The organism is Pseudomonas sp. BCRC 81390, from assembly GCF_030341915.1.
Classification (GTDB): domain Bacteria; phylum Pseudomonadota; class Gammaproteobacteria; order Pseudomonadales; family Pseudomonadaceae; genus Aquipseudomonas.
On the sequence record NZ_JATAAG010000034.1, the window covers coordinates 153,040 to 172,662 of the forward strand.

General features: G+C 65.0%; 19 protein-coding genes and 1 pseudogene. 10 read left to right on the forward strand and 10 right to left on the reverse strand.

Translation table 11 applies throughout. The annotated features are described in order from the left end of the window. Positions 1–36: 36 nt before the first annotated feature. Both QSV36_RS13655 and argC read right to left on the reverse strand, forming a co-directional pair. On the reverse strand, positions 37–723 hold the full coding sequence (locus QSV36_RS13655) for a GNAT family N-acetyltransferase (RefSeq protein ID WP_289132338.1): 687 nt from the start codon (positions 721–723) through the stop codon (positions 37–39). A 78-nt stretch (positions 724–801) separates the two neighbouring features. Continuing rightward, positions 802–1,743 (reverse strand): N-acetyl-gamma-glutamyl-phosphate reductase, encoded by a 942-nt coding sequence (gene argC / locus QSV36_RS13660; protein WP_289132340.1) that lies wholly within the window; start codon positions 1,741–1,743, stop codon positions 802–804. A 112-nt stretch (positions 1,744–1,855) separates the two neighbouring features. On the opposite strand from argC, the gene QSV36_RS13665 reads away from it, so the two are divergent. Then, positions 1,856–2,737 (forward strand): LysR family transcriptional regulator, encoded by an 882-nt coding sequence (locus QSV36_RS13665; protein WP_289132341.1) that lies wholly within the window; start codon positions 1,856–1,858, stop codon positions 2,735–2,737. A gap of 25 nt (positions 2,738–2,762) precedes the next feature. On the opposite strand, the gene QSV36_RS13670 is transcribed toward QSV36_RS13665, so the two are convergent. Then, positions 2,763–2,969, reverse strand: coding sequence for a tautomerase family protein (locus QSV36_RS13670; protein ID WP_061551649.1), 207 nt, complete (start codon positions 2,967–2,969; stop codon positions 2,763–2,765). A gap of 18 nt (positions 2,970–2,987) precedes the next feature. After that, on the reverse strand, positions 2,988–3,722 hold the full coding sequence (locus QSV36_RS13675) for an SDR family NAD(P)-dependent oxidoreductase (RefSeq protein WP_289132345.1): 735 nt from the start codon (positions 3,720–3,722) through the stop codon (positions 2,988–2,990). Between the two features lie 124 nt (positions 3,723–3,846). Between QSV36_RS13675 and QSV36_RS13680 the strand changes: the two genes are divergently transcribed. Further along, positions 3,847–4,767, forward strand: a complete 921-nt coding sequence (locus QSV36_RS13680; RefSeq protein ID WP_289132347.1) for a LysR family transcriptional regulator — start codon at positions 3,847–3,849, stop codon at positions 4,765–4,767. A 93-nt stretch (positions 4,768–4,860) separates the two neighbouring features. Continuing rightward, a complete protein-coding gene (locus QSV36_RS13685; RefSeq protein WP_289132349.1) occupies positions 4,861–5,133 on the forward strand; it encodes a PA2433 domain-containing protein in 273 nt (90 codons plus the stop codon). A gap of 127 nt (positions 5,134–5,260) precedes the next feature. Here the strand turns inward: QSV36_RS13685 and QSV36_RS13690 are convergent, their stop codons facing one another. Beyond that, positions 5,261–5,911, reverse strand: coding sequence for a TIGR04211 family SH3 domain-containing protein (locus tag QSV36_RS13690; protein ID WP_289132351.1), 651 nt, complete (start codon positions 5,909–5,911; stop codon positions 5,261–5,263). Between the two features lie 225 nt (positions 5,912–6,136). Here QSV36_RS13690 and QSV36_RS13695 point away from each other — a divergent pair, with 225 nt between their 5' ends. Then, the gene (locus tag QSV36_RS13695; RefSeq protein WP_289132353.1) at positions 6,137–6,616 is read left to right on the forward strand and encodes a VOC family protein; all 480 of its coding nucleotides are present in this window, start codon (positions 6,137–6,139) and stop codon (positions 6,614–6,616) included. A 109-nt stretch (positions 6,617–6,725) separates the two neighbouring features. Here the strand turns inward: QSV36_RS13695 and QSV36_RS13700 are convergent, their stop codons facing one another. Further along, positions 6,726–8,474, reverse strand: a complete 1,749-nt coding sequence (locus tag QSV36_RS13700) for a BCCT family transporter (protein WP_289132354.1) — start codon at positions 8,472–8,474, stop codon at positions 6,726–6,728. A 313-nt stretch (positions 8,475–8,787) separates the two neighbouring features. Here QSV36_RS13700 and QSV36_RS13705 point away from each other — a divergent pair, with 313 nt between their 5' ends. The 4 genes from QSV36_RS13705 (at position 8,788) to QSV36_RS13720 (ending at position 10,971) form a co-directional block, all read left to right on the forward strand. Beyond that, entirely contained in the window at positions 8,788–9,105 is a 318-nt protein-coding gene (locus QSV36_RS13705) for a hypothetical protein (RefSeq protein ID WP_289132357.1), read from the forward strand. A gap of 7 nt (positions 9,106–9,112) precedes the next feature. Next, the gene (locus tag QSV36_RS13710) at positions 9,113–9,313 is read left to right on the forward strand and encodes a DUF1289 domain-containing protein (RefSeq protein WP_289132359.1); all 201 of its coding nucleotides are present in this window, start codon (positions 9,113–9,115) and stop codon (positions 9,311–9,313) included. Positions 9,314–9,366: 53 nt separating this feature from the next. Further along, a complete protein-coding gene (locus QSV36_RS13715; protein WP_289132360.1) occupies positions 9,367–10,008 on the forward strand; it encodes a LysE family translocator in 642 nt (213 codons plus the stop codon). Between the two features lie 171 nt (positions 10,009–10,179). After that, positions 10,180–10,971, forward strand: coding sequence for a substrate-binding periplasmic protein (locus tag QSV36_RS13720; RefSeq protein ID WP_289132361.1), 792 nt, complete (start codon positions 10,180–10,182; stop codon positions 10,969–10,971). A 16-nt stretch (positions 10,972–10,987) separates the two neighbouring features. Here the strand turns inward: QSV36_RS13720 and QSV36_RS13725 are convergent, their stop codons facing one another. The 4 genes from QSV36_RS13725 to QSV36_RS13740 are packed head-to-tail and all read right to left on the reverse strand — an operon-like array spanning position 10,988 to position 16,121. Next, entirely contained in the window at positions 10,988–12,007 is a 1,020-nt protein-coding gene (locus QSV36_RS13725; RefSeq protein ID WP_289132362.1) for an XdhC family protein, read from the reverse strand. A 45-nt stretch (positions 12,008–12,052) separates the two neighbouring features. Next, positions 12,053–13,396, reverse strand: a complete 1,344-nt coding sequence (locus QSV36_RS13730; protein WP_289132363.1) for a cytochrome c — start codon at positions 13,394–13,396, stop codon at positions 12,053–12,055. A gap of 17 nt (positions 13,397–13,413) precedes the next feature. After that, a complete protein-coding gene (locus QSV36_RS13735) occupies positions 13,414–15,666 on the reverse strand; it encodes a xanthine dehydrogenase family protein molybdopterin-binding subunit (protein ID WP_289132364.1) in 2,253 nt (750 codons plus the stop codon). Continuing rightward, on the reverse strand, positions 15,666–16,121 hold the full coding sequence (locus QSV36_RS13740) for a (2Fe-2S)-binding protein (protein WP_225777472.1): 456 nt from the start codon (positions 16,119–16,121) through the stop codon (positions 15,666–15,668). The genes QSV36_RS13735 and QSV36_RS13740 overlap by 1 nt, the downstream gene beginning before the upstream one ends. Before the next feature lie 247 nt (positions 16,122–16,368). Here QSV36_RS13740 and QSV36_RS13745 point away from each other — a divergent pair, with 247 nt between their 5' ends. Both QSV36_RS13745 and QSV36_RS13750 read left to right on the forward strand, forming a co-directional pair. Continuing rightward, on the forward strand, positions 16,369–18,555 hold the full coding sequence (locus QSV36_RS13745) for an OsmC domain/YcaO domain-containing protein (protein ID WP_289132365.1): 2,187 nt from the start codon (positions 16,369–16,371) through the stop codon (positions 18,553–18,555). A gap of 225 nt (positions 18,556–18,780) precedes the next feature. Then, positions 18,781–19,586 (forward strand): annotated as a pseudogene (locus QSV36_RS13750) (class I SAM-dependent methyltransferase). Positions 19,587–19,623: the final 37 nt, after the last annotated feature.

A 19,623-nucleotide genomic window follows, 5' to 3' on the forward strand; every position in this document is an offset into this window, starting at 1 on the left:
CTTCTTCGCGAGTAGACCCGCGCAGAAGCCCGTGGGTCAGTGCACGGTATTGCGCTGGCGCACACACGCCTGGGCCTGAGCGGTCAGCTCATCCAGCCGCTCATCCCGCTGCTGTTCCGCTTCGAGCATCGCTTGCTCACCGTGCTGGTTGAGCAGGTAGGTATGAATCTGCATCACTTCGGCGGTCTGGTAGATCGGCGCGATATCCAGCCGCCCGATCAATGCGCCGCTGGCCCGTCCGGTGCTGCTCATCAGCACTTGCGGGCCATTGGCGGCCACCACCTGCATGCCCATGGCCTCGAACCACGGCACCTGGCTGGCAAAGGCATTCAGCTCGACGCAGGCGTGGCGCGCCTGCAGGTCGGCCAACAAGGCGCGGGCAATGCCCTGGCGACGATGGCTGGGGCGCACGGCCAGAAACGCCAGCGCACACACCTGCTCGTCGTCCTCGGCAGGCAGCGACAGGGCAAAGCCCAGCAGCTGGTCCGGTGCTTCGGCATCCAGCGCCAGGGTCAGCGCCACGGCCAGGCCGCGGGTGCCGTCCAGCGCCTGCAGGTACTGGTGCACCTCCATGCCAACGCCGTATTGGTATAGCGGATACAGCGGGTTGTCGGCGCTGATGGCAACGCTGCTCAATTGGCCGACATGGTGGATCACCAGTTCGCGGATCTGGTTCTGGAAGGCTTCAGGCGGCACGCTGTCGAGGCGGCTCAGGATGAACATCGGGGGGCGGGCTCCGGCGGTTGGGTAGACGGCTCGCGCCATGTCGGCGCGGGCCCTTAGTCTAACCGGTTTTGCCCATCAGCCTTGTAGCTGCAAGGCACCGAGCATCAAATCGAGGTTCTGCACTGCTGCGCCAGCGGCGCCTTTGCCGAGGTTGTCGAACACGGCGGTCAACAATACCTGGCCATGTTCAGGGTTGGCGAACAGGGCCAGGCGCAGGTCATTGCTGCCGTTCAACGCCTCCGGGTCCAGGTTCGGCGCCGCGCCGTGCTGATGCAGGGGCATGACCTGGACGTGGCGGGCACCTTGGTAGTGCTGCTCCAGGCAAGCCTGCAACTGCGCGGCGCTGACCTGGCCGGGCAGCAGGCGCAACTGCAGCGGGATGCTCAGCACGATGCCCTGGCGGTAGGCCGCGTAACCGGGCAGGAACATCGGCCGTGCCGACAGCCCGGCATGCCGCTGGATCTCCGGCACGTGCTTGTGCGCCAGCTCCAGGCCATACAGTTGCAGGGTCGGGGGCTTGTCGCTGCCGGGTTGTTCATGCCGTTCGACCGCAGTGCGACCACCACCGGAATAGCCGGAAATGGCATGGATGTTCAGTGGGTAATCCGCTGGCAGCAGGCCAGCCTTGACCAGTGGCCGCAGCAAGGCGATGGCGCCGGTGGGGTAGCAGCCGGGGTTGCTGACGCGCTTGCTGTGGGCGATGCGTTCGGCTTGCTGTTCGTCGAGTTCCGGCAGGCCGTAGACCCAGCCAGGGGCCGTGCGGTGCGCCGAGCTTGCGTCGATCACCCGCACCTGCGGGTTGTCGATCGTCGCCACCGCTTCGCGCGCGGCATCGTCGGGCAGGCACAACAGGGCGATGTCGGCGCTGTTGATCGCCTCGCGGCGACGTTGCGGGTCTTTGCGTTCGGCGTCCGGCAGGGTCAGCAGGCTCAGGTCGCGGCGGCCTTGCAGGCGCGCGTGGATCTGCAGGCCGGTGGTGCCTTGGTCACCGTCAATGAAGACAACAGGTGTTTGCATGGTCAGCGTCCGGTCGGGAGGGGATGGCCTATGCTCGCTTGTGGTGTAGATAAAGGAAATTTGAATATCATGACGGCAATCTTCAGTTTTCCTGAACGTGACGGCTCTTGATATGCGCGAAATCAGCCTCGACCGCCTGCGCACGCTGGTGGTGATCGTCGACCTCGGCTCGTTTGCCGAGGCCGCCCGCCAGCTCAACCTGGCGCCGCCGACCATCAGCCTGCACGTGGCCGAGCTGGAGGCGCGCATCGGCGCGCCATTGCTCACCCGCGCCCGCGCTCAGGTACGCCCGACCGCCATCGGCGAAACCCTGCTGGCCCGCGCGCGACGCCTGCTGGCCGATGCCGACCAGGCGCTGGATGAAGTGCGCCGGCAGGTCGAAGGGCTGACCGGCAGGGTGCGCCTGGGGGCTTCGACCGGCGCCATTGCCCACCTGCTGCCGCAGGCGCTGGAGCATTTGCGTGCCGCGCACCCGGGGATCGATGTGCAAGTACAGGTGCTGACGTCCCAGGCATCGCTGGCCCGCTTGCGCGAGGGCACCCTGGATATCGGCCTAGTCGCCTTGCCGCAGGTGGCTGGCAAAGGGCTTGAGGTCACCCCTTGGCGGCGCGACCCGATCCTCGCCTATGTGCCGGCCGACTGGCAGCCGCCGGCCAAGGTCACCCCGGCCTGGCTGGCGCAGCGGGCGTTGATTCTCAACGACAGCAGTACCCAGTTGTCGCGGGTAACCGGCGAGTGGTTCGCGGCGGCAGGGTTTTACCCCGAAGCACGGATCGAGCTGAACTATAACGATGCCATCAAGAGCCTGGTCGGGGCCGGATACGGGGCGACCCTGCTGCCGCAGGAGGGGGAGGTGGCCGAACTGGATCGGCGCATCGTCCGCCGACCGCTGCGCCCGGGGCTGTGGCGGCAATTGGGCATCGCCTGCCGTGAAGGGCAGGTGGAGCAAGCCACCGGGCATGTGCTGCAGGCATTGCAGCGGTTGCGGCAGTAGCGGGCTGCACGGCAGCCCGCCGGCTTCACCCGCGTTCTCGCGCACGTACCGCGGTCACTGTCTCGCCACCGACCCCCCAGTTATCGGTCGGTACTTCCTCGATGACCACGAAAGTACTGGCCGGCGGCTTGCCCAGCACCTGCTGCAGCATGCGCGTGGTCTGTTCGATCAACTGGCGCTTGTGTTCGGCGCTCACCCCTTCATCGGTCACGCGAATATGGACATACGGCATGGTTGTTCGCGCCTCCGTTCAGTGCCAGGTGCCAGCGGTGCTACCGCCGTCCACCGGCAGGATGACACCGCTGACGAAGCGTGAATCCGCCAGGTACAGCACGGCGTCCACGACATCCTGCGGCGAGCCGGTGCGGCCACTGGGTGACAGCGCGCCCATCCCCTGCAGGTTGCCGCCATGCAGCGGCGTGTCGATGATCCCGGGCGCCACGGCATTGACCTGCACACCGCTGGCCGCCAGCTCCAGTGCCAGGCCCTTCACCGCCTGGTTCAGGCCGCCCTTGACCAGCACCGGCAACAGGGCCGGCACCCGGGTGTCCGGTTGCAGGGCGATGGAGGCGGTGATGGCGATGATCTGGCCATGCCCCTGGCGGGTCATGATGCGTGCTGCTTCCTGGGCCGGGTAGAAGAACCCCTTGAGGTTGGTGCCGACCAGCGCGTCGACATCCGCTGCGCTGTACGCCGTGGCCGGTTTGGCAATGAAGATGCCAGCGTTGTTGATCAGCAGGTCGACACCGCCGAAGGCTTGCTCGGCGCAGGCGAACAGGCGTTGTGCGGTGTCTGGCTCGGCGATGTCGCCGGCTACGCCGATGAAGCGCGAAGGATGGCCGAGACGGGCAGCAGCCTGCTCCAGGCGGGCCTGGCTGCGAGCGTTGCCGATCACGTTGTCGCCGCGTTCGAGGAAGGCCTCGGCGAGGGCGAAGCCCAGGCCGCTGGAGGCCCCGGTGATGATGACGGTGCGTGCGGTGTGCATGTTGCGGATCTCCAGTGAAGTGAGCCATGAGCTCGGTGTGGAGCCACTCTAGGTCGTTACCTCTACTTGAAAAATGAGGCGCAAGGCATTTCAATCGATACACCATGTAATCAATCGAGCCGCCATGAGCCGCCATTTCGATGACCTTCAACTGGGCAGCCTGGAGCTGTTCTGCCTGGCTGCCGACCGGGGCAGCTTCAGCGCGGCGGCCACCGAGGCTGGCGTCACGCCGGCGGCAGTCAGCCGCAGCGTGGCACGCCTGGAGGAACGCCTGGGTGTGCGCCTGTTTGTCCGCACCACCCGGCAGATGCGCCTGTCCGCTGCGGGCCAGGCCTATTACCAGCACTGTCGGCAGGCGCTGGGGCAACTGGTCGAGGCCGAGCGTCAGGCCACCGGCGGGCAGGCCGAGCCGAGCGGCCGCTTGCGCATCAGCGCGCCTACGCCTTATGCCCATCACCGCTTGCTGCCGCTGCTGCCGCGGTTCCACCTGCGCTACCCACGCGTGCAGGTGGACGTGCATGTCAGTAACCGCAACGTCGACTTTGCCGAGGAACCGTTCGACCTGGCCATTCGTGGCCGTGAGCCGGCCGATTCACGCCTGGTGGCGCGCCGCCTGGAGGACGCCGAGCTGGTGGTGGTGGGCACGCCGGGCTACCTCGCCCGTGCCGGCACGCCGCAGACGCCGCAAGACCTGCTGCAGCACGACTGCATCCAGTTCGAGATGCCCAGCAGCGGCCGTCGCCCGCCCTGGACCTTTCGCCAGGCGGGGGGCCTGGTCGAAATCGACACCCAGGGCGCGTTCACCTGCCTTGGTGACTTCCTCGCCACCGCCACGCTGGTGCGCCATGGCGGCGGGTTGATGCAGGCATACCGGTTTACCGTGCAGGATGCCCTGGCCAGTGGCGAGCTGGTGGAGGTGCTGAGCGAGTATGGCGGGACCTCCCGGCCGTTCATGTTGCTCTACCCTCAGGCCCGGTACATGCCGTTGCGGGTACGGGTGTTCATCGACTTCCTGTTCGCTGAAGCAGGCTCGCCGGCAGGCTGAAACGCTGCAGCGCCGGCGAGGGCGATCTATGCTTTTCGCTGCGTCGGGTTGAGTGAAACCCGACGGACCTATGGTTTCTCAGGAGAAAGCTCCATGAACCCCACGAAATGCATCCCTCTGCTGGTGATTGCCTCCGTCCTCAGTTTTGCCGCTCACGCAGACCCGGCGAGCAACTGCGCGGCCAAGATCAAGGAACTTGAAGACATCAACAAGTCCGATGGTCAGGCACTGCACGGAGGCATGGCGCATGACTATCACGAGTTGATGAAACAGGCCAAGGAGGGGCAGGCTGCAGGCGACATGACCAAGTGCCAGGCCTCGGCTGACCGCGCCAAGACCATCTACAACAAGGCGCGCAACAAGTAGCGGTTGCCGATGGCAGCCTGTTCGCCGGTAACCCCGCGTCCACAGGAGTGCCGCCCGATACAGGGCCGCTGCAATAGGTGTGGCAGCGGGGCTACCCGCGAAGAGGCCGGCGCAGGATGGCGCCTGCTCAGAACCAGCGGTCGTTCTTCTTGCGCCCGCGGGTCAGCGCCGGCAGGATCAGCCCCGCCAGCAGGCCCGCGCCGGCAATGCTGCCGCCATACACCATGTAGCGCATCATCACCTGCTTGTTCTCATCACCCAGGCGCGCCTTGGTATCGCGCAGGTCCGACTGGCTCTGGTCGAGCTGTTCGTTCAGCGCCTGGTTGCGCGCCTGCAATTCGTCGATCAGCTTTTTCCGCGAATCGAGCGTTTCCTGCATGCCCTGTACGCGATTCTTCCAGCTGTCGTCGATAGTTTTCAGTTGCCCGGTCAGCTCCGCGACCTGGGCGTCGAGCTGTGGCAGGCGCTCGCCCTGGCCTGGTACCGTTTGCAGGTCGCTGCTGAGAATCCACACCACGTCGCCATTCTGCCCCCGCACCTGGCTGTAGTTGCCCTGGGTGCCGATCAGGGACAGTTTCTGCCCGGACTTGAGGGTGCCGACGATGCGGTGGCCGTCGGTCGGGCCGCTGCGCACGTAGGTGCTCAGGCTGTCGCTGACCCAGCGTGCATCGCTGGCGGGCTCTTCGGCATGCACCGGTGCGGCAAGGGCCACAAGGGTGGCAATCAGGCCGCTGCGCAGGGCAGCGAGGGCGGAAGCAGTCGGGCGGGAATCGGGCATGTTGGTCTTCGCTGAAACAGGACAAAGGTAGGCCCGGTGACTGGGCCGATCAACCGGTCGGTGAGTTGACCGCCAGCGAAAGACCGCTTTTTTGTCAGCAGGTTCACCACCTGATGTCGGAAATGTCTGCAGAATATTGCAAGAGCAGCCACTTGGCCGGGCTCACGCCGGTGTTTGATGCGCCGCGCTAGACTCCAGTGTTCAACTCTTTCATGGAGCAAGACCATGACTGCCAAGAACACCATTTGCCTCTGGTACGACAACGATGCCGAGGCGGCGGCGACCTTCTACGCCAGCGTTTTCCCCGATACCCGGGTGACGGCGGTGCACAAGGCACCGGGCGACTACCCGTCGGGCAAGCAGGACGATGTGATCACTGTCGAATTCACCGTCATGGGCATACCTTGCGTGGGGCTCAATGGCGGCAAGGCCTTCAGCCATTGCGAGGCGTTTTCGTTCAAGGTCAGTACCGAGGACCAGGCCGAGACCGACCGTTATTGGAATGCCATTGTCGATAATGGTGGCGAAGCCAGCGTCTGCGGCTGGTGCAAGGACCGATGGGGGATTTCCTGGCAGATCACCCCACGCGTCCTGATCGAAGCCATCGGCCACCCGGATCGCGCGGCTGCCAAGCGCGCGTTCGAGGCCATGATGCAGATGGGCAAGATCGATGTGGCCAGGATCGAGGCCGCCCTGAAGGGCTGAGCCGAGGGGTAGGTAGCCGCGCGCGGTGGCGCATGTTTAGCCGCGAACACCGGCGAAGCCGGTGCCAGTGGTAGGATGATGCGCGGCTATCGGCCCCACAAAGGCCGCGTCAGGTTTCGGACACTTCGCTTGCCGCTGGCGTGGCTTTGCTGGATGCCTTCTTCTCCTGCACCACGATGTAGAACTCCTCGCCGTGCTTGACCGCACCATACAGCACGGCCTTTTCGATCAGTTCGTTACCGCGCAGGTGGCGCAGCATCATCGGGTCCTTGCGCAGGTCGCGGTACAGCGCCAGGCACAGCAGCACCATCACCACCACGAACGGCAGGGCCACGACAATGGTCAGGTTCTGCAGCCCAGTGAGGGCCTCGCCGGGGTCGCGTGGGTCGCCGATGGCCAGCATGATCGCCGCCACCGTGCCGGTCAGCGCGCCCCAGAAGATCACCGTGCGGCGCGATGGCGTGGTGGTGCCGTGTTCCGACAGTGTGCCCATGACCAGCGAGGCGGCGTCGGCCCCCGAGACGAAGAAGATGCCCACCAGGATCATTACCAGCACCGAAGTCGCCGAGGCCAGTGGATAGCTGTCCAGCAGCTGGTACAGCGCATGGTTACTGTTGACTGCGCCATTGGCCAGTTGGAAGGCGCCTTCGCGCAGGGCCTCGATGCTCGCGCCGCCGAAGATGGTGAACCACACCAGGCTGACCAGGCTTGGTACCAGCAGTACGCCGGTGACGAACTGGCGGATGGTGCGGCCACGGCTGATGCGGGCGATGAACATGCCCACGAATGGCGTCCAGGAGATCCACCAGGCCCAGTAGAACACGGTCCAGCCGGCCAGCCAGCTATTCATCTGCTCGCCACCGCTGGCATTGGTGCGGGCCATCATTTCCGGAAGCATCTTGATGTAGATACCGATCGAGGTCGGCAGCAGGTTGAGCATCAGCAGGGTCGGGCCCACCATGAACACGAATGCCGCCAGTACCAGGGCCAGCACCATGTTGGTGTTGGACAGCCACTGGATACCCTTGCCGATGCCGGAAACCGCCGAGGTGACAAAGGCGATGGTCAGCAGGGTGATGACCGAGATGTAGAACAGCTTGCCGGGGTTGTCGATCCAGCCGTTGTATTCCAGGCCTCCGGCGATCTGCAGGGCGCCCAGGCCAAGTGAGGCGGCCGAACCGAACAGCGTGGCGAAGATCGCCATCATGTCGATCATGCGGCCCAGTGGGCCATTGGCATGCTTGCCGATCAAGGGCCGGAAGGCGGCGGAAATCAGCTGCGAGCGGCCACGGCGGAAGGTGCCGTAGGCAATCACCAGGCCGACGATGGCGTACATCGCCCATGGGTGCAGGGTCCAGTGGAACAGCGTGGTGGCCATGGCCACCTGCATCGCTTCACTGGTCTGCCCGGTGGCCGCGCCTGGTGGAGGTGATACATAGTGCGAAAGGGGTTCGGCAACGCCGAAGAACATCAGGCCGATGCCCATGCCGGCGCTGAACATCATCGCCACCCAGGACACCGTGCGGAACTCAGGCTGTTCGCCATCCCGCCCCAGCGGTACCCGGCCGTAGCGGCTGGCGGCCAGCCACAGCACGAACACCACGAACAGGGTGGAGGTCAGTACGAAGAACCAGCCGAAGTTGAGAATGACCCAGGACTGCGCGCTGGACGCGTTGCTGGCGAGGCTGGCCTGGTTGAGGAAGCCCCAGAGGACGAAAGCGATTGCCAGGAGGCTGGTGAAGCCAAAGACGATCCAGTCGAGCTTGCCCTCGAAATGCCGGTCCTGACGCGCTTCTGCGGTTTTCGAGGGGTCCGTCACGCCAAGGTCGAGCGTTTCGGTGATGTGTTCCTTTGCCATGTATGTTGGGGCCCTTTTCTGGCTTACCTGTCGGCGCAGGCTTGTTGTGTGTGGGCTACCGAGTTGGAGCACTGCCTCGGCGGGAAACTGCTGGCGCGATTATCCTGCGCAGGAAATGCCGGCACCTGTCCCGATAGCGCCGTGGGGCGTCCATTACGCGACCTGGCAAATACTTTTAGTTCTGGGGGTGATGGCCCTTTCTGTCTCGCGTTCTGGTACCCTGAAGGGCATCACCCGGGCCCGCACATACGAGCACCGTAGAAGCGCTGCTGCTTGCGGGCCTGGCCGTACCAGGAAACGGAGATTCGTCAACATGGCCACTGACCGTGTGAGCCTGATTCATTTCGATAAATTGAGCATGAGCCCTGCCGCTGCCGATCGGTTCCAGAAAGCCCTCGACGCGCTGGAAGCGCTCAAGCTGCAGGACCGTTACGTGTACCTCATCGCTCCTTATCTGGGTGATATCGCTGACGCCTCCGACCCCGAGCAACTGGCCACCGCCCTGGAGCAGGGCTTGCGCGTAGTCGACGAGCTGCTGGCGGCCAGGTCGGTCAGCAAGGTCAAGGCCGAGGACGTACGCCAGGTATTCCAGGGCGCGGTCGAACAGGCGCGTGCAGCCATGCCTGGCTGAGTGAGGCATGGCCAAAGACATCGACAACCCTTGCGTCGCGCTGTGCCAGTTGAATGGCGAGCTGTGCGTGAGCTGTGGCCGCAGCCGCGACGAAATCCGCAAATGGCGAGGCATGAAGCGCCCCGAGAAGATGGCCACCGTGCAGCGGGCGGCAACGCGCATGAAAGCTATCGCCAAGAAGGCGGCCAAGCGGCAGAATGCCGACTGAACCTGCGTGTCCTGCGCGCGGCCTTTCCTGTTTTGTTGTCGGACGAGCCTGAAATGGATTCTCACTCGCTGTTAGGCTTTACCCTGGTCGCGGCCATCGCGATCGCCAGCCCTGGCCCTGCCACCCTGATGGCCATCAACAACAGCCTGGCCCACGGCCAGCGCAGCGCGATCTGGTCGTCGCTGGGCAATGGCTCGGGCCTGTTCTGCCTGTCGACTGCGGCCATGCTCGGGCTTGGCGCACTGCTGGCCAGTTCTGAAATGCTCTTCAATGCCGTGAAGGTCCTGGGCGCCGGCTACCTGTTCTACCTGGGGGCGCGGCAGTTGCTGAAAACCAGCCCGATGCTGGCACAGGGCGGTGCAGGCGTGGCGGCCAAGGTGCGGCCCACACCGCTGAAGTTGTACAAGTCGGCGTTCTTCACCGCAGTCACCAACCCCAAGGCGACCTTGTTCTTTACCGCGCTGTTCCCGCAGTTCATCGACCAGGGCGCCGCATTGCTGCCACAGTTCCTGATCCTGACCGGGATTTTCGTCGCGTTGTCGCTGGTTTCGCTGAGCCTGTATGCCGCACTGGCGGCACGCGCCAAGGGTGTACTCACCCGGCCGTCGCTATCGCGCTGGGTAAGCCGGGTGGTGGGCACCACCTTTATCGGCTTTGGCGCGGCGATCCTGGCGATGCGGCGGCAAGGGGCCTGAAGTAGGGGTGATGTGCGAGCAACCCCTTGGTTTCGCTACAGCTATGCTGGCCGGCAGCGTTTTACCGGCCTGTGTCGTGCTGGCCGATGGACGGCCAGCCTGTTGCCTGCCCGTGGTCCAGACTGTCCATGACGTGCACAGCGGGTTGCTGCAGCCGACCGAGGGTTGTCGATGATCGAACGTCGCTTACGCCACGCCTTGCGGCTGTTGCCGTGCCTGTTGCTGCTGCCCATGGCGGCGGTAGCAGACGAAGCGTGCCAGCGGCTGACAGCCACCGGCAATGCCGAATACCCGCCCTACCTGTGGCGTGACCCGCAGAACCCCCGGCAACTGATCGGTGCCAATGCCGACCTGCTGAAGTACCTGGGCAAGCAGCTGGGGTTGGACATCGACGTGATTTACGCTGGGCCATGGTCGCGTGCGCAGGAAGAAGTGCGTACGGGCCGCATCGACCTTATGGCCGGGTATTTCCTGACCCAGGCCCGTCAGCAGCAGATGGACTTCATCTTCCCGCCATTCCTGCATACCCCGAGCGTGGTCTGGGTGCGCCAGGACAATACCTTCACCTACCGGCAATGGGCCGACCTGAAAGGCCGTAAGGGTGGCACGCTGGTCAGCAACAGCCATGGCCAGCAGTTCGACGACTATGCCAGGGCCAACCTCACCCTCGAAGCTGTACCCGGCGCCAGGCAGGCGTTCGAGAAGCTGTTGCACAAGCGCAGCGACTACGTGGTGTACGAGCAGTACCCCGGCATGGCGCTGGTGCGCAGCTTGGGTATCGCGGGGACGGTACAGGTGCTGGAGCCGCCGATTTCCAGCGAAGGGCTGTACCTGGCGATGTCGCATCACTCGCCCTGCAACCAGCCGCGGTTGCGGGAAGCGCTGGCGCGGGAGATGGAAAAGATCGTGGCCGGGGCGCTGCCTGAACAGCTGCTGCAGCAGAACCTGGAGCGTTGGCAGTAAGCGCCTGACGCGTTGCCTACAAGGACCGCGCCAGCTGTTCGGCTTCCTTGGCCCGGGTCACGCTTAGCGCGCCGGGCAGGCTGACGGCGTTCTTCGCGGCGAGGAGCTCGGCCATCACGCTGACCGCGATCTCCGCCGGTGTCTTGCTGCCGATATAGATACCGATAGGGCCGTGCAGGCGCTGCAGCGATGCTTCGCTTTCGCCGAAGTGTTCGATCAGGCGCTCACGGCGCAGTTGGCTGTTGCGCCGCGAGCCAATGGCGCCAATGTAGAACGCCGGGCTGTGCAAGGCTTCCAGCAGCGCCAGGTCGTCCAGCTTGGGGTCGTGGCTGACGGCGACGATGGCGCTGCGCAGGTCCGGGGCGAAGGCGCGTACCACGTCGTCCGGCATACCGCTCAGGCGGGTGACGCCGGCAACATTCCAACCGGCCGTGTACTCGGGGCGTGGGTCGCACAGGGAAACGCTGAAACCGTTGAACAGCGCCATGGTCGCCAGGTATTCGGCCAGCGCACCGGCACCGATCAGCAGCAGGCGGTAGCCGGGGCCGAGGGTGTGGCACAGGCGCTGGCCATCGAAGCTGAACAGCTCGGGCGTGCGGGTGGCGGTGAGGCTGGCTTCGCCGCTGCGCAGGTCGAGGTCGCGGCGCACCAGGTTGCCGCTGTCGAGGCTGGCCAGCAGCTGTTCCAGCTGCGCCAGCGACGGGGCGAACTCCAGCACCAGTTCGAGGGTGCCGCCGCAGGGCAGGCCGAAACGGTGGGCGTCGTCGGCGCTGACGCCATAGCGCACCACCTGCGGCAGGCCTTCAGGCATACCGGGGCCGCCATGGGCGCTGGTGTAGCGGTGGATGAGGTCGTCTTCGATACAGCCGCCGGAGACACTGCCGACTACCCGGCCATCGCTGCGCAGGGCCATCATCGAGCCCACGGGGCGCGGTGACGAGCCCCAGGTGCGCGCGACCGTGGCGAGCAGGGCGTGGTGACCGGTGGCGAGCCAGTCGCGGGTGGTGCGCAGCACCAGCAGATCGATGCTTTCCATGGTTACTCCGCTAAGATTTGCTGTTCAAGGGCCGCCAGAGGCATCTCAGCGCATATGCAAGATGATTGGGCTGCTGCTGGCTGGGTCGGTATGCCCACGCAGCTTGCCTACCGCCTGTGCACTCACTGCACCGCCCTGGTTGCCCCAGGCTGTGCGCACGAAGCTCAGGACGGCGGCCATTTCCTCATCGCTCAACTGTTCGCGGAACGCCGGCATGCGATAGGCATCCGGCAAGCCTGCCGTGACCACCCGCTGCGAACCGTTGAGGGTGATGTTGATCGCCGAAGCGTCTTCCTTGGCCAGTGCCGAGGTGGCTCCAGCCAAGGGTGGCATCCACTCGGCCTGGCCCTTGCCATCCAGCCCGTGGCACGACGCGCACCGGGTCACATAGGCATGTGCCCCGGGGTTGTCGAGCCGCATCGCCGCCGATTGGGCCTGGTACTGCCACGGTGGGCCATCGCGTTGCGGATCGCCAGGCAGCGACTTCAGGTAATGCGCGATCGCTGCCAGGTCAGCGTCGCTCATGAACTGCGTGGAGTTGTTGAAGGCCTCGGTCATCGAACCGAATACCACGGCGTGGCGGTTGCGCCCGGTCTTGAGGAACTGCGCTATTTCCGCCTCGCTCCAGCGCCCCAGCCCGGTGTTGTGGTCGGCGCGCAAGCTCGGTGCGTACCAGCCATCGAGCAGGGCACCGGCGAGGAACGGTTTGCCACTGTCGTCCAGGGCCTTCTCGTTGAACGCCAGGCCGCGCGGGGTGTGGCAGCTGCCGCAGTGGCCAGGGCCCTGGACCAGGTAGGCGCCGCGGTTCCACTGTGCATCCTTGCCGGCCTGGTCGGCGTACGGTGTGCTGGTGGCGAACAGGCCGTTCCACACGGCGATGGGCCAACGCAGGTTCAGCGGCCAGGGAATGTCGCCGGGCTGGTTGGCCTGCGCTACCGGTTGCACGCCGAGCATGAAGAAGGCGTACAGCGCCTTGACATCGTCATCGCCAAGCTTGGCGTAGGACGGGTAGGGCATGGCCGGGTACAAGCGCCGGCCACCGGGCGCGACGCCGTGGCGCACGGCGCGGTCGAAGTCGGCCAGGCTGTAGCGACCGATGCCATTGTCGCGGTCGGGGGTGATGTTGGTGGCATGAATGGCGCCTAGCGGGGTGGCCATCTTCAGCCCGCCGGCGAACGGCTTGCCGTCCGGCACGCTGTGGCAGGCCACGCAGTCGCTGAGCCGGGCCACGTATTCGCCACGGCTGACCAGCGCCGGGTCGGCAGCCGTGGCCAGTTCGCCGGTAAACGGCGAAACGGGCTCGCGGGTGACATACCAGGCCAGCAGGCCTGCCGCGAGCAGGCACGGCAACGCCAGCCAGCCAGCGGTTCTTGCAAAACGATGGGTCATGGTACGTCCTTGTGCGGTCAGCTGAAGGTATGGCGGCTCAGCGGCAGGCTGCGCACGCGCTGGCCGGTCAGTTGCGCGACCGCGTTGACCACCGCCGGGGCAACGGCGGGTAGCGGTGGTTCGCCGATACCGCCCATCTTCGCCCCGCTTTCGACGATACGGACATGCACCCGGGCCATGCGCGAGGGCGGCAGGATCGGGTACAGGTCGAAGTTGCGCGCGCGTGGCTTGCCGTCGACGTATACCGCTTCTTCCAGCAGCGTCTGCGACAAGCCCAGGGCGACGGCGCCGTTGACCTGGTGCTCGATGATCGCCGGGTTGACGATGCTGCCCGGGTCGATGGCCTGCCAGATGTCGTGCACCTTGACCTGGCCGTTTTCGATCGACACCTCGGCAATGACCGCTGCCTCCGAGCCGAACGGCGAGGCCATGGCGACGCCGCGTGCGCGCTTGCTACCGTCTTCGGCGGTGAACGGCCCGCGCTTCCAGCCGCCGGACAGTTCGGCAACCGCTTGCAACAGCGTGGTCAGGCGCGGGTTGTCGTGCAACAGGTGCAGGCGCAGTTCGAACGGGTCCTTGCCGCCCTTGTCGGCCAGCTCGTCAAGGAATGACTCGTAGAAGAAATCGTTCAGCGAGTTGCCCACCGAGCGCCAGTAGCCAAGCATGGCCGGGCCTTTGACATAGACCTGGGCGATGCGTTTGTTGGCGATGGCGTAAGCCTTGCCCGACAGCCCTTCGAGCGCAGTCGGGTCGAGCTTTTCGCCCTGTTTGCCGGCGAGGGCTTCGGTCGGGCCTTCGGTGGCGCTCACGGCCTCGAGGGCCACTGGCAGCCCGTCGGCATCCAGCCCGGCGCGGAACTTGACCACCGCCACCGGGCGCAGTACGTCACGCAGGAACTCTTCTTCGCGGCTCCAGATAAGCTTCACCGGCCGACCGACCGCCTTGGCCAAGGCAATCGCCTGAGGGTAGGGGTTGGCCGAGTCGTACAGGAAGTGGCGGCCGAAGAAGCCACCCAGCAACGGCGAATGCAGGGTGATCTGCGCCGGGGCCAGGCCGGTGCGCCTGGCGATGTCGTCACGGAACATGTCCGGGGCCTGGTTGGGCAGCCACACCTCCAGCGAACCGTCGGCATTGAAGCGCGCCAGCGCCGAGGGCGGCTCAAGCTGGGCATGGTTGAGGTACTGGTTGTGATAGGTCGCCTCGACGTGGGTTTTGGCGCTGGCCAGCATGCCGGCCACATCACCCTGGTTTTCTTCGTCGCGCGCCGGCGCTTCGACCGTGGCCAGGTGGTCGCGCCAGCCATCGCTGGAGAAGTCGGCCGGCATCGGCCGTACCGGGCTGTCGGCGGCAGGCTCCTGCCAGTCGACCTGGATGGCTTCTACCGCACGTTTGGCATGCCACCAGCGCTCGGCAACCACCGCCACGGCGCCTGGCAGCTGGTGCACCGAGTGCACACCCTGCATGGCCTTGACCTGGTCTTCGTTGCGCAGGCTGCCGACAGTCATGCCCAGGCGTGGCGCGTGCTGCACGGCAGCATGGAGCATGCCGTCGACCTTGACGTCGATGCTGTACACGGCCTTGCCGGTGGATTTGTCATAGGCATCCAGGCGGCGTACCGGTTTGCCGATCCAGCGAAACTGGCTGGGGTCGCGCAGCTTGACGCTGGCAGGGTCGGGCACCGGCAGGTCCATGGCCCGCGAGGCCAATTCACCATAAGGCACGGATCGTCCACTCGTGGTATGTAACACGTTACCCGGCGTGGTGCTGAGTTGCTCTACCGGCACGCCCAGTTGCTCGGCGCCTGCCTGCAGCAGCATGGCGCGGGCGAGGGCACCCAGGCGGCGCATGGTCGGGTAGCTCATGCGTACCGACATGCTGCCGCCGGTGATGCGCATGCCGTTTTCCATCACCACATAGGCTTCCCCGGGTGGGGCACTGTCGACCACGAAATTGGCCGGGTCGACATCCAGTTCCTCACCGACGATCTGGGCCATGGCGGTGAAAGGGCCTTGCCCGCCCTCCATGAAAGGGCTGAGCAGGCGCACCGTGCCGTCCGGGCGGATCTCCAGGAATGCCGGTACCTGGGTACCGCGTTCGGCGCTGGCTGCGGCAGCTGCCTGCACGCGGGCCGAGCCCATGGGCAGGCCAAAGCCAAGCACCAGGGCCCCGACAGCCGTGCTGGCGAGGAAGCGCCGACGCGACAGGTTGAGGGTCGCGCCGTGTTGTAACTTGAGCAGTTCTTCTGCAGGTGTACCGACGGGTGTGCGCATCAGGCCTTCTCCCCTTGGGCCAGGTCATGCATGGCAGCATGGATGGCGTTGTAGGTGCCGCAGCGGCACAGGTTGACCATCGCCGCGTCGATCTGCGCGTCACTGGGCCTGGGCGTGTGCTTGAGCAGAGCAGTGGCCGCCATCACCTGGCCGGACTGGCAATAGCCGCACTGGGCGACCTGGTGCTCGACCCACGCCGCGACCACCCGCTTGCCGATGGCGTCGGCCTCGATCGCCTCGATGGTAGTCACCTCTCGCCCGACCACACCGGCCACCGGCGTGACGCAGGCGCGCACCACATTGCCGTCCACCAGCACCGAACAGGCGCCACACTGGGCCAGGCCGCAGCCATACTTGGTGCCGGTCAGCCCCAGGTCGTCGCGGATCACCCACAGCAGTGGCGTGTCGGCGTCTGCCTCGACCTGGTAGGTCTTCTGGTTGATGCGTAGTTCCATGGTTCACCTGCCCGTCAACGGTTGCTGTCGCTGTGCTTTTGCTGATCGGGGAATACGCTGTTCCCCCAGTCCGGAAACGCTAGCACAGGGGGCTGACCGCTGGTCGGCTGCAAGGGGCAGGTTCAGAGGATCAGGCAAGTAATTCGGCGGAATACGCAAGCTGGTCGCGCAAACAGGACTTCCACCGTGAAAACCCGGATAATGCCGGCCACTTTCGTTTTGCACGCTTAAATCACGGTAATCCCGCATGGAAATCAAGGTCAATTTTCTCGACAATCTCCGTCTCGAAGCCAAGTTCGACGACTTCACGGTGATCGCCGACCAACCGATCCGTTACAAGGGTGATGGCTCGGCCCCGGGGCCGTTCGACTATTTCCTGGCGTCCTCTGCCTTGTGCGCGGCTTACTTCGTCAAGCTGTACTGCCAGACCCGCAACATCCCGACCGAAAACATTCGCCTGGCGCAGAACAACATCGTCGACCCGGAAAACCGCTACAACCAGATCTTCAAGATCCAGGTCGAGCTGCCTGAGGATATTTCCGAGAAGGACCGCCAGGGCATCCTGCGTTCCATCGACCGCTGCACCGTGAAGAAGGTGGTACAGACCGGCCCCGAGTTCGTCATCGAAGTGGTCGACAACCTCGATGCCGATGCCCAGGGCCTGTTGATGCCGGTGTCGGACACCAGCACCTACATCCCCGGCAAGGACCTGCCGCTGGAACAGACCATCGCCAACATGTCGGGCATCCTGGCCGGGCTGGGGATGAAGATCGAGATCGCTTCGTGGCGCAACATCGTGCCCAACGTGTGGTCGCTGCACGTGCGCGACGCCCAGTCACCAATGTGCTTCACCAACGGCAAGGGCGCGACCAAGGAAGCCGCGCTGGCCTCGGCACTGGGCGAATTCATCGAGCGCCTGAACTGCAACTTCTTCTATAACGACCAGTACTGGGGTGAGGACCTGGCCAACGCGCCGTTCGTGCACTACCCGAACGAGCAATGGTTCAAACCAGGCCCGCGGGATGCGCTGCCGGTCGAGATCCTCGACGAACATTGCCTGGCCATCTACAACCCGGACGGTGAGCTGCGCGGCTCGCACCTGTACGACACCAACTCGGGCAACACGGCCCGTGGCATCTGCTCGCTGCCGTTCGTGCGCCAGTCCGACCAGCAGGTGGTGTACTTCCCGTCCAACCTGATCGAGAACCTGTTCCTCAGCAACGGCATGAGCGCCGGCAATACCCTGGCCGAGGCGCAGGTGCAGTGCCTGTCGGAAATCTTCGAGCGGGCGGTGAAGCGCGAGATCCTCGAAGGCGAGCTGTGCCTGCCGGATGTGCCGCAGGAGGTGCTGGCCAAGTACCCGGCCATCGTTGCCGGCATCCAGGGCCTGGAGGAGCAGGGCTTCCCGGTACTGGTCAAGGATGCTTCGCTGGGGGGCGAGTTCCCGGTCATGTGCGTGACCCTGATGAACCCGCGTACCGGCGGCGTATTCGCCTCGTTCGGTGCCCACCCGAGCCTGGAAGTGGCGCTGGAGCGCAGCCTCACGGAACTGCTGCAGGGGCGCAGTTTCGAGGGCCTGAACGACCTGCCGCAGCCGACCTTCGAAAGCCACGCGCTGACCGAACCGAACAACTTCGTCGAGCATTTCATCGACTCCAGCGGCGTGGTGTCGTGGCGCTTCTTCAGCGCCAAGGCCGACTTCGAATTCGTCGAGTGGGACTTCTCCGGCCATGGCGAGGACTCCAACGTGCAGGAGGCCGCGACCCTGTTCGGCATCCTCGAAGACCTGGGCAAGGAGGTGTACATGGCGGTGTACGACAACCTTGGCGCCACCGCCTGCCGCATCCTGGTGCCGGGTTACTCGGAAATCTACCCGGTAGAGGACCTGATCTGGGACAACACCAACCGCGCCTTGTCGTTCCGCGCCGATATCCTCAATTTGCATAGCCTCGACAACCGCGCCCTCAAGCTGTTGCTCAAGCGCCTGGACAACTGCGATGTCGATGACTACACCACCATCACCACGCTGATCGGCGTCGAGTTCGACGAAAACACGGTCTGGGGCCAGCTGACCATTCTGGAACTGAAGCTGCTCATCTGCCTGGCAGTGCAGCGCTTCGAGGATGCCAAGGAACTGGTCGAGGCGTTCCTGCAGTTCAACGACAACACCGTCGAGCGCGGGTTGTTCTACCAGGCATTGAACGTGGTGCTGGAAGTGTTGCTGGACGACGAGCTGGAAATGGACGACTACGAGGCCAACTTCCGGCGTATGTTCGGCGACTCGCGCATGGATGCGGTGTTGGGCTCGGTCGATGGCAGCGTGCGCTTCCATGGCCTGACCCCGACCAGCATGAAGCTCGAAGGCCTCGATCGCCACTTGCGCCTGATCGAGAGTTATAAAAAGCTGCATGCGGCTCGGGCCAGGCTGGCCTGATCATGCGTTACTGCTGATATAGCGGGGGCCGCTTTGCGGCCCTTTCGCGACGCAAGGCCGTTACTACAAGCGCGCTCCTATATATCGGTTTCAGATAGCCGCTATCCCCAATCTGTCTTGTCGCTTCGCCTGCCAGGCGCGTAGCGTTTTGCTGTCATTCCCCTCAACCCATGGCGCGTTGACCGCCAGAAGGATCTCGGCTGCGCGCCTCGAAAGGCGCAGACCATGAATACTTCTCTGGATACCAATGCCCTGAAAGCCAGACAGCAAGCCATATGGGCCAGTGGCGACTACGCAGTGATCGGCACCACCCTGCAGATCGTCGGCGAGCGCCTGGCCGAGGCCTGTGACTTGCGCTGGGACGAGCAGGTACTGGATGTCGCCGCCGGCAATGGCAACGCGCGGCCCGACGCGGTTGCCGCGTTACCTCCACCGACTATGTGCCGGAACTGCTCAGGCGCGGCGCAGAGCGGGCGCGGGCCGAGCGCCTCGAGGTGGTGTTCCAGACTGCCGATGCCGAAGCATTGCCGTTTGCCGATGGAGCCTTCGATGTGGTGCTGTCCACCTTCGGCGTGATGTTTGCCCCCGACCAGGCCCAGGCCGCACGCGAATTGAGACGAGTGTGCCGGCCCGGCGGCAGGATCGGCCTGGCCAACTGGACCCCGCAAGGCTTCGTCGGGCAGATGTTCAAGACCCTTGGACGTCATGTGCCGCCACCTGCCGGGGCCTTGTCACCCGCGCGCTGGGGCGATGAGGAGCAGTTGCGCGTGTTGTTCGAGGGTGCGCTTGACGGGTTGCAGGTCAGCCGCCAGCTGTTCAACTTCCGCTATCGCTCGGCGGCGCATTACCTCGAGGTGTTTCGCACCTGGTTCGGACCGATGCGTACAGCCTTTGCCTCGCTGGAGCCGGAGGCGGCTGCGGCGCTGGAGCGTGACCTGACGGAGTTGTTGAATGCCTGCAATGTCGGCGGCCCAGCGTCGTTGGTGGTACCGGGCGAATACCTGGAGGTGGTGATCACGCGCGTCCGTTAGCAAGGGCGCTTCGCGTCAGCGCGGCCCCCAGTCGGGT

Excerpts from the sequence above, each read along its gene's own strand:
- QSV36_RS13705 (WP_289132357.1), top strand. The coding sequence starts at position 8,788 with ATGGCCACTGACCGTGTGAGCCTGATTCATTTCGATAAATTGAGCATG.
- QSV36_RS13665 (WP_289132341.1), top strand. The coding sequence starts at position 1,856 with ATGCGCGAAATCAGCCTCGACCGCCTGCGCACGCTGGTGGTGATCGTC.
- QSV36_RS13710 (WP_289132359.1), top strand. The coding sequence starts at position 9,113 with ATGGCCAAAGACATCGACAACCCTTGCGTCGCGCTGTGCCAGTTGAAT.
- QSV36_RS13670 (WP_061551649.1), bottom strand. The coding sequence starts at position 2,969 with ATGCCGTATGTCCATATTCGCGTGACCGATGAAGGGGTGAGCGCCGAA.
- QSV36_RS13675 (WP_289132345.1), bottom strand. The coding sequence starts at position 3,722 with ATGCACACCGCACGCACCGTCATCATCACCGGGGCCTCCAGCGGCCTG.
- QSV36_RS13720 (WP_289132361.1), top strand. The coding sequence starts at position 10,180 with ATGATCGAACGTCGCTTACGCCACGCCTTGCGGCTGTTGCCGTGCCTG.
- QSV36_RS13735 (WP_289132364.1), bottom strand. The coding sequence starts at position 15,666 with ATGCGCACACCCGTCGGTACACCTGCAGAAGAACTGCTCAAGTTACAA.
- QSV36_RS13685 (WP_289132349.1), top strand. The coding sequence starts at position 4,861 with ATGAACCCCACGAAATGCATCCCTCTGCTGGTGATTGCCTCCGTCCTC.
- QSV36_RS13745 (WP_289132365.1), top strand. The coding sequence starts at position 16,369 with ATGGAAATCAAGGTCAATTTTCTCGACAATCTCCGTCTCGAAGCCAAG.
- QSV36_RS13695 (WP_289132353.1), top strand. The coding sequence starts at position 6,137 with ATGACTGCCAAGAACACCATTTGCCTCTGGTACGACAACGATGCCGAG.
- QSV36_RS13740 (WP_225777472.1), bottom strand. The coding sequence starts at position 16,121 with ATGGAACTACGCATCAACCAGAAGACCTACCAGGTCGAGGCAGACGCC.
- QSV36_RS13655 (WP_289132338.1), bottom strand. The coding sequence starts at position 723 with ATGTTCATCCTGAGCCGCCTCGACAGCGTGCCGCCTGAAGCCTTCCAG.
- QSV36_RS13715 (WP_289132360.1), top strand. The coding sequence starts at position 9,367 with ATGGATTCTCACTCGCTGTTAGGCTTTACCCTGGTCGCGGCCATCGCG.
- QSV36_RS13690 (WP_289132351.1), bottom strand. The coding sequence starts at position 5,911 with ATGCCCGATTCCCGCCCGACTGCTTCCGCCCTCGCTGCCCTGCGCAGC.
- argC (WP_289132340.1), bottom strand. The coding sequence starts at position 1,743 with ATGCAAACACCTGTTGTCTTCATTGACGGTGACCAAGGCACCACCGGC.
- QSV36_RS13680 (WP_289132347.1), top strand. The coding sequence starts at position 3,847 with ATGAGCCGCCATTTCGATGACCTTCAACTGGGCAGCCTGGAGCTGTTC.
- QSV36_RS13700 (WP_289132354.1), bottom strand. The coding sequence starts at position 8,474 with ATGGCAAAGGAACACATCACCGAAACGCTCGACCTTGGCGTGACGGAC.
- QSV36_RS13725 (WP_289132362.1), bottom strand. The coding sequence starts at position 12,007 with ATGGAAAGCATCGATCTGCTGGTGCTGCGCACCACCCGCGACTGGCTC.
- QSV36_RS13730 (WP_289132363.1), bottom strand. The coding sequence starts at position 13,396 with ATGACCCATCGTTTTGCAAGAACCGCTGGCTGGCTGGCGTTGCCGTGC.